The following is a 16,471-nucleotide window of genomic DNA, read 5'->3' on the forward strand; positions in this document are numbered from 1 at the left end:
CTACATTTTTCTTTAATAATTAAACGCTTTTAAGCATTAAAGTCATAATTACATAAAAGTAGGTGTTTTCCATGTACGAAAAACTGTTTGCTTTAGATATTGGAACACGATCCGTTGTAGGAATTATATTGGAAAAAAAGCAGGAAAGCTATAATATAATAGATATTTTATCTGAAGAGCATTCTGAGAGAGCCATGCTCGATGGACAAATTCATGATGTCCTTGCCGTATCCAAAGTCATTACTCATATCAAAAGTCAACTTGAAGAAAAACACGGTCCCTTAAAGAAGGTTTCCGTGGCTGCTGCCGGAAGGGCCTTAAAAACGGAACGGGCGGAAATGACGATCAATATTGGAGGCAAGCCGATGCTGACACGTGAAGATATCCTTCACCTTGAATTCAGTGCCGTCCAGGAAGCACAGGCCGTTGTTGCCAAACAAACCACTTCCCATTCCATGTATTATTGCGTTGGTTATTCTGTTTTATACTATCGGCTTGATGGACAGGAAATAGGTAGTCTAATTGACCAGAGCGGTGATGAAGCATCTGTTGAGATCATTGCTACCTTTCTTCCTAAGGTTGTAGTAGAATCACTGCTGTCAGCCTTAAAGAGAGCGGATTTGGAAATGCAGGCTCTCACCCTTGAGCCTATAGCGGCTATCAATGTACTCATTCCGTCATCCATGCGGCGCTTAAACGTCGCTTTAGTAGATATTGGAGCCGGGACATCAGATATTGCCCTGACAGATTCAGGGACCGTCATTGCCTATGGGATGGTGCCAATTGCTGGTGATGAAATAACCGAGGCAATCAGTGACTACCTGCTTCTTGATTTCCCATTAGCCGAAAATGCAAAAAGAGAGTTAATCGATCATGATCATATAACAGTTACAGATATCCTCGGTTTTGCCAACGATGTTTCCAGGGAGGAAATCATCCATAATATTCATCCCTCACTCGATCGTTTGGCCGAGTCAATCAGTACGGAAATTCTATCTCTGAATAACGCAAAACCGCCAAAAGCAGTGATGCTTGTTGGTGGCGGAAGTCAGACACCAGAGCTTCCCCGCCTTTTGGCTGAAAAATTAAATTTGCCTGAGAACCGAGTCGCTATTCGTGGTATAGAAGCCATCCAAAACCTCGGGATTTCAGATACGATTCAAAAAGGTCCCGAATTGGTTACCCCAATTGGCATAGCCATTGCAGCCGATAAAAACCCGATACAGTATATGAGCGTAACCGTTGACGACCGTCCCATCCGTCTATTCGATATGAAACGAACAAGCGTGGGGGATTGCCTGCTCACGGCCGGTATCCGGATGAGTAAACTGTGCGGAAAGCCTGGGATGGCTAAAATTGTACATATCAATGGGCAGCAGATTACGCTTCCAGGAGGACACGGGAAGAAATCTCTTATCACTTTAAATGGGAAAGAAGCCTCCTTAGATAATGAAGTTAAAAATGAAGATGTCATTATAACCACAAAAGGTGAAGACGGTGAGCCCGCTATTTTACGGATAAGCGATGTGCTTGACGACCACTCCAGTAAAAAAGTTATCCTTAATGGAACAGAACATAGGATTTGGGCCTCTATCACCAGAAATGGAAATGCGGCGTCTGGCAATGAACTTGTTGAGGACCATGATCAAATAACCTGCGAAATGCCTGGAACAATCCAGGAATTAATTAAGGCGGTTCAACAGCCTGAGCTCCTTACTCATCTTGAACCTTTTTCCTTTCAGTTAAATGGTAGAGCCATTCGACTCCCGGCCTTAACAGGAAGAATCACTAAAAATGGTTTAGAATCGAAACTTGCCTACTCTTTTGATGATGGAGATGAAATAGAAATCACAAGACGGACCCAGCCAACATTACTGGATGTTGCTGACGCCCTTAATATTCAGCACACCTTCTCCATCCCTGTTTTTTATGAGGGTAATCAAGTTATCCTTTCTAAGAAACTAGCTGAGTTTCGGCGGAACAACGAACTTCTTGAAGAGAATGATTTCATTCATACAGGAGATTCAATCAGCTTAGTCCGACAAAAACTAGAACCATTTATTTTTCAGGATGTATTCCGCCATGTCGAAGTTGACTTGCCCACTCAAGGAGATAAACGCTTTACCCTTATCAAAAACGATCAAGAAACGACCTTTCATGAAGTAATTTCTCCCGGGGATCATTTAAAAATCCTTTGGCCAACTACTGTATGAATGTAGGCGGAATAAAAAAGCCGTATCCCTCAAGCAGAGGGATACGGCTTTTCAACTTATTCAGAGATAGCTTTAGTTAGTGAATCGTATGTAATTCTCCAATGAGATTCATTCCAAGCTGGTTTTCCATTTTTAAAAAGAATAACTTGTGGCGATTGATGTTTAATATCAAATGTTTCTGCCACATAATTGGATAGAGGACGCGCTTCTTGAACGGCCAAATAGGCCGTTTTTAGTTCCTCGTTCGCTGCCATATACTTTTCATATTGTTCATATGCTTCAGCGCTGACTGGGCATGTTAAACTATGCTTGAAAAGAAGGAACGTCTCCTCATTTAAAAGCTCATTGAATTGTTCTTCTGAATCAATTTTATTTATTGTCATTTTTTGAAGTCTCCTTTCATTATTAGCATAGTTTATCATCAAAAAGACGATGAAGCTATCGTACCGCTTCATCGCCTGATTCTTGACAAACTTCTATGCGCCTTCACCAGTAATATATGAATGAAGATTTGAGTTTAATTTTTTAATTTATTTTCTGTTTCATCAAATGCTTTTTTCGCTTCATCAAGCTTTAATTTTGCCGTATTCTTGTTTCCGCTTGTAGGATCGGCTGGAGCATTTTCGGAATCCGTGTTGCTATCGTTCGTATAATTCGTTTCGACCGATACGATTGGAGCATCTGAAGTTCCAGTTACATCAATATCCTTATTGCTCGAATTTGTAGTATCATCGGCAGCATCACCGTTTTCTGATTTACCCACTTTTAAACTTTTCACTTTATTAACAATACCAGATGATTTATTAGAAACAATTTCAGTGACAGAACTTGTTTTTTCTTTGGCAGTATCGGCAAGAGCTGTACCCTTTTCCATTGCCGTTTGTCTTAGTTTTTCTGTTTTCTCTGAAAGATTTCTAGCTTGTTCATTTAAATCACTTCTTAATTCCTTACCTGTTTTCGGAGCCATAAACAGCGCTGTTGCTGCTCCAATCATGCCACCGATTAAGGCGCCAATCATAAAGTCCTTTGAATTGATAGAGTCGCATTCGTCCTCATATGATTTCTGATAGTCCTTTGTCGGAAATTCTTTTTGAGTCATAGTACATTCCCCTCTCAATTTTCAGTTTATTTTTATTTAACTAGATTTTAAGATCTAGAGCGTAAAAACCTTTTTTTAGGTAAGTTATCTGTTTCTAGCGCTTCCCGTTCTAACTCCGCTCTTTCATTTGGAGTCGGGGCAGCCTGCTTATTTCTGGATTTCCATTTGTCCCGAATTTCCAAGGCTACATTACTCCATTGTACAATTTGGGAGATTCGCTCTTGATTATTATCAATCTCCGTCTGCACCTTATGGGAAACCTTTTGGACGGAAGTGTTAAAGCTTGAGATGGATGTGCCGACATCCTTCACAGCATCTACTACTGTGTTCAGATTTTCTGATTTTTGTTGCAAGTCTTCAGCCAACGTATTTGTTTTATGTAATAGCTGGGTAGTTTCGAGCGTTATGCCCTGCATTTGGCTTTCAAGTCCTGTCAGCGTCCGGGCCACGCTGTCCAAGGTAGCTTGAAGTGATGTTAGTACCTTGGTTAAAAAAATAACAAGGACTAAGAAAGCAATCGCTGCAATTGCAGCACTTACGTATAAAATAATCTCCATTGGAACACCTCCGAAAAAAATCGACTATTAAGTAACTGTTAGTTATTAGTTACCCCTTCCCTGTTATTATAAACGTTTTTATTTTTTCAATATACCCTACCAAACCCTAATCTGGAAATATTATTGTCTAAAACCATTTCCTCCATAGGAGTCTATAGATGAACTTATGGCAATAAATCGGGTATGATAGAAAGATAAGTCGAATTTAAACAATGGAGGTATTTTTTATGAAAGATCCTAGAATTGAAACATTAGCAAATAACTTAATCAATTATTCCGTGAAGCTCCAAAAAGGTGAAAAAGTCTTAATAGAAAACTTTGGATTGCAGCGTGAACTTGTTAACGCCCTTGTGAATGAAGCCTATGCAGCAGGTGGTTACCCGTTCGTCCTTTTAAAAGACCACCAGGTGGATCGTGCCTTGTTAATGGGTGCTCAAGAAGAACAATACAAGATGATGGGTGAGTTTGAAGCAAACGTAATGAGCCAGATGGATGCTTATATCGGGCTTCGTGCCGGGGATAATATCAATGAGCAATCCGATGTCCCTGCAGAGAAAATGGCAATTCACGGCCAAACAATCGGGAAAGTACATAGAAATATCCGCGTACCAAAAACAAAATGGGTCGTACTTCGCTACCCGACAAATTCCATGGCTCAATTAGCCAAAATGAGTACAGAAGCATTCGAAGATTTCTATTTCGAAGTCTGCAACCTCGACTACGGCAAAATGAGCGAAGCAATGGACAGCCTTGTTGAATTGATGGATAAAACAGATAAAGTCCGCTTAACAGGTCCCGGAACGGACTTATCTTTCTCCATCAAAGACATTAAAGCCATCAAATGTGCAGGTGAGCTAAACATTCCTGACGGTGAAGTATATACGGCTCCTGTGAAAGATTCAATCAATGGTGTGATTTCATATAATACTCCGTCCCCATATCAGGGTTTTACTTTTGAAAACGTGAAGTTAACATTCAAGGATGGAAAAATTGTTGAAGCAATTGCGAATGATACTGAACGCATCAACAAAATTTTTGATACAGATGAAGGCGCACGTTATGTCGGTGAATTTGCGATTGGTGTAAATCCTTATATTCTACACCCGATGCAAGATATCCTCTTTGATGAAAAAATTGATGGAAGTTTTCATTTTACCCCTGGACAATGCTATGATGATGCCTTTAACGGAAACCATTCAAACATTCACTGGGACCTAGTCAATATCCAGCGCCCTGAGTATGGCGGAGGAGAAATCTATTTTGATGATGTCTTGATTCGTAAGGACGGACGCTTTGTCTTACCTGAACTGGAAAAATTAAATCCAGAAAATTTAAAATAACATTTATAAGTTGTACCGGATTTTAAAAAACCAGCCGCAGTCTATTTTGCGGCTGGTTTTTTTCTATGGATCTAAACTGAAAAAAAATGACCGACCCGCTAACGGATTGGCCATTTTTTTTATTTAACCTGTAGTAACTGCTCATAGGCCGCCTGGAACTTTTGAATGTCCCCTGCCCCCATAAATAGTACGACACTGTTTTCATGATTTTGCAATATTGATGTTGTGTTCTCCGTTATCAACTCGGCACCAGGAATTTTCTCTTGAAGATCTTCAATTGACAGCTTTCCTTGGTGTTCACGAGCAGATCCAAAAATTTCGCATAAGTATACTTTGTCGGCTAAATTCAAGCTATCAGCAAACTCATCCAGGAATGCTTGCGTTCTTGAGAAAGTATGTGGTTGGAATACCGCAACAACTTCACGCTCTGGATATTTTTGACGCGCTGAGTCAACAGTTGCTGAGATTTCAGTCGGATGATGCGCATAATCATCAATGATGATCTGACTTCCGATTTCCTTTTCAGAGAACCGGCGTTTGACTCCGCCAAAAGTCCGTAATTGGGCTTTCACAGCTTCCTTATCCAAGTTTTCATATTTACAAAGTGCAATGACACCTAGTGCATTCAACACATTATGCTTTCCGTAAGTCGGAATAGTAAATGTATCATAATAATTGTTTCTTACATGCACATCGAATGTAGTGCCATCTGGGGTAACGGAAACATTTTTCGCTTGAAAATCATTTCCTTCCGTAAATCCGTAAAAAATAACCGGTACTTTCGCCTGAATATGTGGTAAATGCTCGTCATCTCCGCACGCAATAATGCCTTTGTTGACTTGCATAGCCATTGTTTGGAATGCCTCAAACACGTCTTCAACATTTGCATAATAATCAGGATGATCAAAATCAATATTTGTCATGATTGCATAATCCGGATAATAAGAAAGGAAATGTCGGCGATATTCACATGCTTCAAATACGAAGTAATTAGATTCCACAATCCCTTTACCCGTTCCATCCCCAATCAAATAGGATGTTGGTTTTACGCCACCCATAACATGGGCCAGTAAGCCGGTTGTCGATGTTTTACCATGCGCTCCCGTAACTGCCACACTAATATAGTTTTTCATGAAATCACCAAGGAAACGGTGATAACGGATGATTGGCAAACCTAGTTCCATTGCCTTTACGATTTCCGGATGGGTGTCCGGGAACGCATTCCCTGCAATAATGGTCATTCCTGGTTGTATATTTTCCTCATTGAAAGGAAGGATTTTTATCCCGGCTTTTTCTAACGCTAATTGTGTAAAAAATTCTTTTTCATAGTCGGAACCCTGCACTTCAATATTCATATCATGCAGTATTTGAGCAAGAGCGCTCATACCCGATCCTTTAATTCCCACAAAATGGTAAGCAGTCATAAAGCGAACCTCCACCAATCGTCTACCTGTATGACAGTATATGACGTCATCTTTTATTTGTTTTTTCATTACGAGACTTGAAGAAATGCAATTTCTTCATAGGTTTTTTTATACTTATATTTTCAATCACTCATCAACAAAAAACTATTATATCACTTTTTTATTCATTCATCCATGTCAAGCAGATACCAAATTATCAAATCATTGGCTATTCCGTCATGAAAGGTGATAACACCGCGTTTTCACCTTTAACATTATATACAATTTCCTTTTAATAGGTTCTCTTAATTCACATGCAAAAATTCAAGTTCTTCCTCTGTGATTAATACATCACGGGGTCTGCTGCCTCTTGATTCCGAAACAACCCCCTGCTGCTCCATCATTTCTATTAGACGCGCTGCCCGGTTGTAACCGACACGGAAGCGTCTTTGGACACTTGATGCTGATGCAGCCTGCTGACTCACAACAAATTCACATGCCTCAAAGAAAAGCTCATCTGCATCTTCAGTAACCTGTGCCCGATTTAACAAATCTTCTTGCTCAAATAAATACTTCGGCTGCTGCTCTAGTTTCACATGGTTGACGACTTGATCAATTTCTTCGTCACTTACAAAAGTTCCTTGCAAACGCACCGTTTTTGATGAGCCGTTTTCAGCAAATAACATATCCCCTTTTCCTAACAGCTTTTCTGCCCCTCCGCTATCGATAATCGTGCGTGAGTCGACTTGGGAAGAAACAGAGAACGCGATTCTTGTCGGAATATTTGCCTTGATTAATCCTGTTATGACATCGACTGATGGTCGCTGTGTAGCCACAATTAAATGAATACCACAGGCACGGGCCTTTTGAGCAATGCGACAGATTGCTTCCTCGACATCAGCTGGGGACATCATCATTAAATCCGCCAGCTCATCAATAATCACCAAAATATAAGGAAGCTTGCTTGAATATTGTCCGGCTTTTTCTGCTTGATCATTAAAGCGGCTAATATCACGGACGCCGGCATGAACAAACAATTCATAACGCCGTTCCATTTCCTCTACCGCCCATTTCAGAGCAGCTGTAGCGGCCTTCACATCAGTAATGACTGGACTGACCAAATGCGGAATCCGGTTATATGGAGCAAGCTCGACCATTTTCGGATCGATTAATAGTAATTTCAACTCCTGAGGCGTCGCTTTATACAGCAAGCTAACCAGCATCGTGTTGATACAGACACTTTTCCCTGATCCGGTTTGTCCGGCAATCAGGCCATGTGGCATTTTTCTTAAATCAGTGATAATCGGCTGACCTGATATATCGAGTCCAAGTGCCACAGCAAGCGGTGATTCATGCTCTTGAAATTCAGTACTTTCCAAAACCTCTCGCAAAAATACCGGCTTACTTTTCCTGTTTGGAATCTCGATACCAATTGTATGCTTACCCGGAATCGGCGCTTCCATCCGCATATCCTGAGCAGCTAGACTTAATTTGATATCATCCATCAGATTTGTTACTTTATTCACCTTCACACCTGGTTCCGGATGCACCTCGAAACGAGTCACTGCTGGCCCTTGAGTGACATTGACAACTTTTGCCCGGACATTAAAGTTCTTCAGTGTCTCATCTAGTAATAATGTCTGCTCCTCAAGCCACTCATCATCATGCTCTGCGTAAGTAGGAGGTGTCAGCAAATCAATCTTCGGAAACACATAATAAGGGTTGTCGTCCACTTCTATAGACACCAGAGCTTCTGAGATATTCTTGATGCTTCTTCCTTCTACTTCTGTTGCAGCCTCTGTATTCGGTTCGTTTTGCTCAACATTTTCAGAGGTTTTCACTTCCGGCATGAAAGGCGATACATAGACCCCACTTGATTCCGTATTGGACTCACCGGCATTCTCAGGTTCGGCTACCGCTACGGATTCATACTGCGTTTCCCGGAAGCTTATAGGTTCTGGCATAACCGGCTTCTCTTCCAACACGACTCGGTCTGCCTCTGTTTTCAATTCATGAACGGATCCGGATTGTACTGCTTGTCCAGACCCTGCTTCATCAGGATTTATTGTAGGTTTCTTTCCAAAAGAAACTACTCCTCTCTCTGAATCAGGGCTTTTTTTTTCCGCTATAATCTTATTTAGGTATTGAGTTTTTTCCCGATCCTGCTTAAGCATCATCACATTAAAAGGAATATGTTTTTTTGGGCGTTTAGGCTGTTCTTCCGTAATAGTCGCCGCTGGTTCGCTTTCTAAATCAATCACTTGACTTTCGACAGGTTTCTCGACAAATTCCGGTGTTGGTTGTATAACTTCTTCCTTTGGCGCTACATAAGCTTTGGTCGGTGTCGCTTCCACCTGTTCCATAATCGAAACAGCCACTTCCCGCCCAAAATCATCCTGATCCTGCTCGAAGGCTTTTATTTCTTCCACCTGTTCAGAAATAGGTTTAGAAGGCTCGCTTGCTACTTCCTCAAGGGGTGTTGTAGGCGCGTTTTTACGGAAATAAGCGGGAATCTCCATCTCTTCTTCCCTTTTTTCTTCCACTTGTTCTGGTACAAGAACAGAAGGTTCAATTGTTAATTCCTCATAGGCCACTTCTTTTGTGGTGTTAGGGATATACGCTGGAACTTCTGGCTCTTCTTTTTTGAGAACAGGTAGCTTGCTTTCTAATTCATACTCGACAATTCGCTCAGTAGTGACCATCTTTTTTTCTGGACGACGAAACCCATATATAGGTGAGGGGATTTCCGTCGGACGGAATGGAGTTTTCGATGGAACTATTTTGTTTGTTGATTCACGATCGGCGTTTCTATGCTTTGGTTCAGGTCCCCTCACAGGACTTCTAGCCTTGGTCACTTTTTCCTGCTTAGACTTAGGCTCACGCTTAGGCTCACGCTCTTCCCTCTTTCTTTCCCTAGGCTTTCTTCTATGCTGCTCTTGGTCAGGAATGAGAGGAAACTTAAATTGCCCTTTCGGATATTGAAACAGGATTTTTGTATCCGGATCATTCACCTGGGACATCTTCTCCACTGTTTGATTGTATTCTTTTATATCTTCTTTCCTTGTGTTTGTAAGCTTGGAAAAATCCATATTTTTTAATGTTTCTTCATCTAGCGGTTCATCTATAATAATTTCTTCAATCTCAATAATTTCCTCTGCTTGGAACCATTTCTTCATCTTATTTAGCCATTTCAAACCTATCACTCTTTCTACTATCTGTAGTTATGTAACTTATTCTACCAGTTATTTATAAAATATCGAGAGAATTTAAGCTGAATAGGGATTTGTATGTGCTTTTTTTATTTATTTGTACTTACCCTTCGATTTTCGCATAACTCTTATCCTATTAAACCCCTTTTGAAAAGAGTATAAACCTATTCTATATAAAATATCGTTAGCCCTTAGTCTACTATTTAAATAAAACACAGCTGTTAAATGATGTTTACAAAGAGATTAAGTTTTAATACAAACCATATCATTCCTGGTGAATTCTTCTAATTTTATTAATGTAGTGGCAAGATTCTACAAAACACCGTTCGATTAAACCGAACGGTGTTTTGGGGGTTATATAACTATTTTAGAAAAGTAGGGCTACAGTTGACTAATCTAATTCATAAAAACTACATACAACTTGCGCCACTGATTTGGCCGCAATCAGAAGCGCATCTTCATCGATATCGAATTTAGGATGGTGATTGAAATACACCTTCTCTACCCCTTTTGGTTTACAGCCTATGTAAAAGAAACAACCAGGCGTTTTTTCCGCATAATATGAAAAATCTTCTGATCCTGAGAACATTGGGAATTCTAAGACCTGCTTAATATCTGGGTCATTCATGTTTTGAAGGCTATTTTTCACAAATTCAGTCATTTTAGGATCATTATATAAAGGTGGATAATCCGGCATATATAAAAGCTCACACTGAACATCAAATTCTGTTTCTATCCCTTTAACAATCCGGTGTATTTCCTTGTTTATCAGCTGTTGGGTCTCCTCTGTCATATAGCGTACATCCCCTTCAATCTCTATCCGATCTTTTATGACATTAAAGCTTCCTTTTCCATCGAAAGAACCAATAGTGACAACACCCATATCAAAGGGGTTCAAGCGCCGGCTGATTACGGTTTGAACAGCTGTTACAAAATGGGAACCTGCAACAATAGCATCATTAGCCAAATGTGGGGAAGAACCATGGCCGCCTACACCTTTTATCCCTAACTTGAAATATGTCCTGCCAGCCATCGAATAGCCGCTGCGATACCCCACCTCTCCAGCTGGATGTGATGGGAACAAATGCGTTCCAAAAACAGCATCTAGATCATCTAGCACCCCTGATTCCACGATGCTTTTTGCACCTCCTGGCGGTACTTCTTCAGCATGTTGATGGATGATTTTAATGGTACCAGGAAGGGAAGACTTCAGCTGAATGAGGCAATCTGCCAAGACTAATAGATAAGCTGTATGTCCATCATGTCCACAAGCATGCATCACACCTTCATTTTTAGACCTAAATGGAACCTCGGTTTCTTCTAAAATAGGCAGCGCATCAAAGTCTGCACGAAGACCTATCGTTTTTCCTGGTTTCCCACCTTCGATTGTTACGATGATTCCCAATCCATTTCCAACATTCGTTTGAATGTCCACATCTTTTCCCTTATAAAAATCAATGATATATTGTGCTGTTTTTTCTTCCTTAAAGGAAAGCTCCGGGTTTTCGTGTAAATAACGACGAATTTGAATCATTTCATTTTTACGCATTTCTAACATGTTCATTAATTGATTTTTCATAGTTATTGTCCCCCTTTATATATCGGCTTGATAATTATGTGAAAAGAATATTAATTAAGGAATGTTCCTTTCGTTCATACATCGGAATGTTAACGAATTTTCTTAAAGAAACTTATAATAGTTTAAGAACTCTGTGTATACCAAAACCATAAGAGCAATGATTTTTAATTTTTGGGTTAAGCAATTTGTTTTATTCGGTTCATCTTAAATCCGAATAAGTACATCCTGGCAGCATAAAAACAAACTACCTAACAGTTTCGCTTTAACTCTTCACACTTCCTTCTTTTGTAATAGAATGATTAAAGTCCCTTTTCATCTTTTATCTATTATTACTCTAAACTGATGCTTCCTCTGTTCCTAGCTTGTTTGAAGATTGTCTGGGAAATAATTCTGCGAATCTCTGATATAAGTTTGCTTGGTATCAAATTTAAGGGAAATTAAATTAATACTTTACATTTTTAATGTCAAATCCTCTATTAATGTACAATCAGTGTAGCGAGTATCATTCAACTAAAGGATTGAATATTTGGGGGGCAATTTATTGTATAGTCCAAAATGGAGCAAAGCAAAGAAACGGTTATCGGATCTTCTATGTGAGACATTGCGCTCGAGAGTGGATTTTCAAGTTATCAATTACCGTAAAGCTCATGATCAATTAGGCAGAGCTGTAATTACCGTTGATAAAGTGGAAATATTGAGCATGTGTACAATTACAGCTGCAAGAGAAGAATTTTATAGAGAACGTGACATACGAGATAAATCTAATCAGTATGACTTTGATGATGTACCCAAAAATCGGGCCTTACAAGATCAGGCTCAAAAAATACTAAAAGCAGATGGAATTTATGGTCAATATGATTTTTACTTTGCATTAGAGGAATACTTTAACTCACCAATTGAGGAATTATTAAAGTCTTCGGATGTTTTGATTAACATTCTTTGTCTATTAGATCGTCGTATCGGAAAAAGAACATGAGCTTATTCAATATTTTTTATAAACTACGCTGCGATGCAGAAAATATAAAAATGAACCAATTTATTTCATCTGGTATAGCGGTAAAAAAATAGCCATAAAACATTGTCTCATAAAGCACATAAAAAAATAGGACCCCTGACGAGCTGGAATTTTTCCATACTTGCAAGGGTCCTTATATTTTGTGCATTCTGCTTTATTTATTGTTCACGCTTTTTGTTTTTACCCAAAATAAAGATAGGCTCCAGCTCGTCTTCTTCGTACAGGAAGGATAAAGCAGTAATCGGTACGTGGCCACTGGCAAAAAAGCTCATCGCCATTTGAGCGAGCACATCATACCCAGTATTATTCTTCACATCTGCAATGATAATGACATCCTGATGAGGAATCGCCACTGCCATTGTTCCCTGAATTTTGTCCTTCATTTCTCGAAGCCATGATTCATTAAGGATTCTGCTTGCGTCGTAGCCATCATTTGTGTTCAAAAAGTAAAATGTATTATCCGCAACGATATCCGACTTCATTTCTGTTGAGAGGGAACGGACATTGAAACGGGCAATCTCCCGGATTCGGTCCCCCTGCCAGTTTTCCCGCTGTATCATTTTTTCATCAATCAAACGATAGGTTTTGCCTAAGTCCAGTGCATAAAAGACACGTGTTTCGGCCGTATGCTCATCGAATAAAAAAGGGTTTCCTTCTTCCGATTCCATTGGAAAGGACGTCGAACGAATGACTGGGAAAATGAATTTCTCCTTGCCTTCCATGCTGTGTTCTTCCCCCATTACATTCAGACCCTCTTCCACGTAATAGGCAACTTCATCGATGGCTTTTTCCTGAACGTTTTCATAATTAGCTAGCACCGGTGGCAATTCGACGGTGATACCTTTACCCGTTTTCACATTTTCCACCCGTAACGTATCTTTCTTGCTATCGAATTTAAACGTGCGATTATCGTCTTTTAAACGTTCTTTTAAGATGTTTTTCAGCTTCGTGCTATCCATTTTCAAGGTTGACCCTCCTCTTCATTGAAAAATCCCCAGCGAGAAGGGGATTTTGATTATAATGCTTGAATGAATTCTTCAATTTGTTCTTGTGTTTTACGATCTTTACTCACGAATCGGCCAAGCTCTTTGCCATTATCATAAGCGATAAAACTTGGTATTCCGAATACATCATTGGCTACACAAACATCGATGTATTTATCACGATCTACATAAATGAACGTAAATTCAGGAAATTTCGCTTCAATCTCCGGCATTATTGGTTCAATCACACGGCAATCTCCACACCATGTCGCTGAAAAAAGAAAAATATGTTTGCCTTCATTTTTTAATACATCATATTGTTCTAAAGTCTGTAAATTTTCCATTTTTATATTCCTCCAGCTCTAAATTATTATCTTAATTTTTTATAATTCCATCATACCAGACTCTGCATAAATCAACCATTAATACGGATTAGAGTTGAATTACTTATTAGAAATATTACTAACTCTTAATAATTCTTCAGCAAATAAAAAAACTGATTGCTGAATCACAGAAATTCGAAGAATGTAAAATCGATACAATGCCAATCTATTTCCTTTACTAAAGCAGCCTCTAAAGACCTTGTCGTATTACCGCAAACATAGCAAAGGTTAAGCTGCGAAACGCATCTAATATCAGAACAATCATCAGAAACTTCCGAAGAGGTTAGTACTTCGAGCAAAAATCAGTTACTAGCCATTACCTAAGTCAACGAAGCTCCTTCCGAACTATGTTTCTTTGCAATGGTATACAATCGGTCACTAGCCAGTTTCATCTTTATGATAACGAAGCCTAATAAGTGAAAGCCCGGAATGATACTTCCGAGCTGTTCCTTATTTTTGAGGCACTGATGAAACGATTTCCATCATTTGTTTTGCATCGTGTTTTATTTGATCTTTATCGGTTTCAGTTGTCAGCTTGACTCCACCGATCCCTACCGCAAGCTCATACTTATCTTCCGCTAACTCTTTTATCGTGATAAACCCAAATTTATCATCATTTTGAAAGGAATGCAGCACCAAATATTTATCCCCCTGTTCTTTAATCGCCAGAAATAATACGGAGCTGTCTTCATTTTCATTTGGATTCACAAATAATATATAAGCCTGATTATCACTTTTTAAGATCAAATTATTATCATGTTCTTCTTCTACCTTAAAATCCTCTGGCAGATATACCTGAATGAGACCCGCCTCTATATTTGGCTGTTTCTTATCGTCACGAAATGCCAATTCTGCGACCTTAACTGCTTTATCAGTTTGCCTTTCAATGCCCGAGCAACCAACAACAATCAGACTGCTCATTAACAGGAGAATAAGAATTTTATTAATCGATAGAGCCATCGTCATTCCTCCAGCCTTCTCTTTTCCTAAAGATTGATTACAGAATACACTCTTATGCATACTATTATCCTTATTTATGAAATTCATCCATTTTCTCAAAACATGATACAATGAAAGCAATTTATATACCAAGGGGGAACAATTATGAAATTAACTGTTTATCTTGCTGGGGAAATCCATTCAAATTGGAGACGTGAATTAAGAGATAAGGCAATCGCCTTGAAACTTCCGTTAGAATTTGTCGGACCAATGGAAAACCATGAACGTTCCGACAATATTGGAGAAGAAATTTTAGGAGTACAGCCCACCCCGATTTTGAAGGATGCGGCCGCTTCCCAAATTAACAATTTACGGACAGGTCTCTTGATGAAACAAGCAGACCTTGTCGTCGCACTTTTTGGTGAAAAATATAAACAATGGAATACTGCCATGGATGCAAGCACTGCCATCTCTCTAGGCAAACCGCTTATTTTGATTCGTTCGGAATCCCATCACCATGCTTTAAAAGAAATATCGGAAAAGGCGAGTGTCACAGTCGAAACCGTGAACCAAGCTCTGAAGGTGCTTTCTTATATATTTGAAGATGGATTGTGAAATCTTCCATTTGCCTGAGACTATAGTTTTCCGACAATATACACCATATTCTGTAATAGGTACATTAATGCATTTTAAGGTATTAATAAAACACGGATAATCTAGCCCCAAAGTTCCTTCAAAATAAAAAGCTTGTAGGGAAATTAAACTAAACTTTCTCTACAAGCGAAAACAAATATAGTAGACCTTACTCTTCTATCTATTTAACAGGAATCCAAATCTCGGAGTAGTAATCAGGGTTTGAAGCATCATCGTCTGTGTATACTTCCATTTCAGGAGTTCCAGCATGTTCATAACCGCTTGTAGGAAACCATTCCGAAAAAATTCGTTTCCAAACTTCTTGAATAGCATCTGGCATTGGTCCGTGAACTTCAAATATAACCCATTTGGAGGCCGGAATTGTTAGGCTTGAATACCCTTCTGGCACTTGACCGTCATACTCTGTCGCTATCCAATAATCCATAGTCTCATTTTGTTCCAACATTCGTTTGTCAACACATACTCCCAGTAGCCCTTTTATTTGGCCATTGTTCAACTTCCCTAACTGATCGTCGGTTCCATCCGAATTCACTTTGTCCCAAAGCTTTGGAATTCCAATTAAATTTTCTCCATTAACTAATGAAAACTCTCGCTTGATTCCAATTAATTGAAAGGAATCTCTTTCAATAATATTGTATTTCATCGGTATTTCCCCTTTCAGAATTACCTGTATTACCAGGCGTTCATAGAATGTCAGCTTCCCAATATACTTTCGTGCTTCACTTGGAGATACTCCATGCTGCCTTCGAAAAGCCTTTGAAAAAGCCTCGGGAGTGTCATAGCCATACTTGTATGCTAAATCAATGATCTTGCAATTTGTGCGTGATATCTCCTGAGCAGCTAAAGTCAGCCTTCGACGCCGGACATATTCACCAACGGATATGTCCGTTAATATGGTGAACGTCCGTTGAAAATGAAAGGCTGAGGCATTCGCTTGTCTGGAAATACTTTCAATGGTTAGGTCATCAAGTAAATGCTCCTCCATATAGTTGATTGCCTTTTGGATTGATTCAACCCATCCCATACCACTCACTCCTTGTAATCTATTCTAGCAACCCGGTTAACTTAAATCCTGTCAATTTCTGCTTTGTTGTGAC

Annotated in this window: 13 protein-coding genes and 1 pseudogene; 4 read left to right on the top strand and 10 right to left on the bottom strand. The window is 39.4% G+C overall.

Annotated features, from left to right (window positions below; translation table 11 throughout):
- The first annotated feature begins 71 nt into the window (after window positions 1–71).
- The gene (locus AKG34_RS17820) at window positions 72–2,213 is read left to right on the top strand and encodes a cell division protein FtsA (protein ID WP_053347324.1); all 2,142 of its coding nucleotides are present in this window, start codon (window positions 72–74) and stop codon (window positions 2,211–2,213) included.
- A gap of 56 nt (window positions 2,214–2,269) precedes the next feature.
- On the opposite strand, the gene ytxJ is transcribed toward AKG34_RS17820, so the two are convergent.
- The 3 genes from ytxJ to AKG34_RS17835 all read right to left on the bottom strand — a co-directional run bounded on the left by ytxJ (window position 2,270) and on the right by AKG34_RS17835 (window position 3,869).
- Window positions 2,270–2,596, bottom strand: a complete 327-nt coding sequence (gene ytxJ, locus AKG34_RS17825) for a bacillithiol system redox-active protein YtxJ (RefSeq protein ID WP_053347325.1) — start codon at window positions 2,594–2,596, stop codon at window positions 2,270–2,272.
- Between the two features lie 134 nt (window positions 2,597–2,730).
- Window positions 2,731–3,312 carry a YtxH domain-containing protein gene (locus AKG34_RS17830; protein ID WP_053347326.1) on the bottom strand — a complete coding sequence of 194 codons (582 nt, stop codon included), beginning with the start codon at window positions 3,310–3,312 and terminating at the stop codon, window positions 2,731–2,733.
- A 47-nt stretch (window positions 3,313–3,359) separates the two neighbouring features.
- Window positions 3,360–3,869, bottom strand: coding sequence for a DUF948 domain-containing protein (locus AKG34_RS17835; RefSeq protein ID WP_053347327.1), 510 nt, complete (start codon window positions 3,867–3,869; stop codon window positions 3,360–3,362).
- A gap of 227 nt (window positions 3,870–4,096) precedes the next feature.
- Here AKG34_RS17835 and AKG34_RS17840 point away from each other — a divergent pair, with 227 nt between their 5' ends.
- On the top strand, window positions 4,097–5,209 hold the full coding sequence (locus tag AKG34_RS17840) for an aminopeptidase (protein WP_053347328.1): 1,113 nt from the start codon (window positions 4,097–4,099) through the stop codon (window positions 5,207–5,209).
- A gap of 119 nt (window positions 5,210–5,328) precedes the next feature.
- Here AKG34_RS17840 and murC read toward each other — a convergent pair whose 3' ends face one another.
- The 3 genes from murC to AKG34_RS17855 form a co-directional block, all read right to left on the bottom strand.
- Entirely contained in the window at window positions 5,329–6,633 is a 1,305-nt protein-coding gene (gene murC, locus AKG34_RS17845; RefSeq protein WP_053347329.1) for a UDP-N-acetylmuramate--L-alanine ligase, read from the bottom strand.
- A gap of 284 nt (window positions 6,634–6,917) precedes the next feature.
- Window positions 6,918–9,806: a DNA translocase FtsK gene (locus tag AKG34_RS17850; protein ID WP_236694966.1), complete on the bottom strand. Its 2,889-nt coding sequence runs from the start codon at window positions 9,804–9,806 to the stop codon at window positions 6,918–6,920.
- Between the two features lie 406 nt (window positions 9,807–10,212).
- A complete protein-coding gene (locus AKG34_RS17855) occupies window positions 10,213–11,400 on the bottom strand; it encodes a M20 family metallopeptidase (RefSeq protein WP_053347330.1) in 1,188 nt (395 codons plus the stop codon).
- Between the two features lie 526 nt (window positions 11,401–11,926).
- On the opposite strand from AKG34_RS17855, the pseudogene AKG34_RS17860 reads away from it, so the two are divergent.
- Window positions 11,927–12,468: pseudogene (locus tag AKG34_RS17860) on the top strand (SF0329 family protein).
- Window positions 12,469–12,573: 105 nt separating this feature from the next.
- Here AKG34_RS17860 and AKG34_RS17865 read toward each other — a convergent pair.
- The 3 genes from AKG34_RS17865 to AKG34_RS17875 all read right to left on the bottom strand — a co-directional run bounded on the left by AKG34_RS17865 (window position 12,574) and on the right by AKG34_RS17875 (window position 14,741).
- Window positions 12,574–13,380, bottom strand: coding sequence for a DUF1444 domain-containing protein (locus AKG34_RS17865; protein WP_082527712.1), 807 nt, complete (start codon window positions 13,378–13,380; stop codon window positions 12,574–12,576).
- Between the two features lie 50 nt (window positions 13,381–13,430).
- On the bottom strand, window positions 13,431–13,742 hold the full coding sequence (locus AKG34_RS17870; RefSeq protein WP_053347331.1) for a thioredoxin family protein: 312 nt from the start codon (window positions 13,740–13,742) through the stop codon (window positions 13,431–13,433).
- A gap of 489 nt (window positions 13,743–14,231) precedes the next feature.
- Window positions 14,232–14,741, bottom strand: coding sequence for a hypothetical protein (locus AKG34_RS17875; protein ID WP_053347332.1), 510 nt, complete (start codon window positions 14,739–14,741; stop codon window positions 14,232–14,234).
- A 144-nt stretch (window positions 14,742–14,885) separates the two neighbouring features.
- On the opposite strand from AKG34_RS17875, the gene AKG34_RS17880 reads away from it, so the two are divergent.
- Window positions 14,886–15,335, top strand: coding sequence for a YtoQ family protein (locus AKG34_RS17880; RefSeq protein WP_053347333.1), 450 nt, complete (start codon window positions 14,886–14,888; stop codon window positions 15,333–15,335).
- 199 nt (window positions 15,336–15,534) lie between these two features.
- Here the strand turns inward: AKG34_RS17880 and AKG34_RS17885 are convergent, their stop codons facing one another.
- Window positions 15,535–16,398, bottom strand: a complete 864-nt coding sequence (locus AKG34_RS17885) for an AraC family transcriptional regulator (protein ID WP_053347334.1) — start codon at window positions 16,396–16,398, stop codon at window positions 15,535–15,537.
- Window positions 16,399–16,471 lie beyond the last annotated feature (73 nt).

The organism is Peribacillus butanolivorans, from assembly GCF_001273755.1.
GTDB lineage: Bacteria > Bacillota > Bacilli > Bacillales > DSM-1321 > Peribacillus > Peribacillus butanolivorans.

Coding starts and splice junctions, on each gene's coding strand:
- AKG34_RS17820 (WP_053347324.1), top strand. CDS start 72: ATGTACGAAAAACTGTTTGCTTTAGATATTGGAACACGATCCGTTGTA.
- ytxJ (WP_053347325.1), bottom strand. CDS start 2,596: ATGACAATAAATAAAATTGATTCAGAAGAACAATTCAATGAGCTTTTA.
- AKG34_RS17830 (WP_053347326.1), bottom strand. CDS start 3,312: ATGACTCAAAAAGAATTTCCGACAAAGGACTATCAGAAATCATATGAG.
- AKG34_RS17835 (WP_053347327.1), bottom strand. CDS start 3,869: ATGGAGATTATTTTATACGTAAGTGCTGCAATTGCAGCGATTGCTTTC.
- AKG34_RS17840 (WP_053347328.1), top strand. CDS start 4,097: ATGAAAGATCCTAGAATTGAAACATTAGCAAATAACTTAATCAATTAT.
- murC (WP_053347329.1), bottom strand. CDS start 6,633: ATGACTGCTTACCATTTTGTGGGAATTAAAGGATCGGGTATGAGCGCT.
- AKG34_RS17855 (WP_053347330.1), bottom strand. CDS start 11,400: ATGAAAAATCAATTAATGAACATGTTAGAAATGCGTAAAAATGAAATG.
- AKG34_RS17870 (WP_053347331.1), bottom strand. CDS start 13,742: ATGGAAAATTTACAGACTTTAGAACAATATGATGTATTAAAAAATGAA.
- AKG34_RS17875 (WP_053347332.1), bottom strand. CDS start 14,741: ATGGCTCTATCGATTAATAAAATTCTTATTCTCCTGTTAATGAGCAGT.
- AKG34_RS17880 (WP_053347333.1), top strand. CDS start 14,886: ATGAAATTAACTGTTTATCTTGCTGGGGAAATCCATTCAAATTGGAGA.
- AKG34_RS17885 (WP_053347334.1), bottom strand. CDS start 16,398: ATGGGATGGGTTGAATCAATCCAAAAGGCAATCAACTATATGGAGGAG.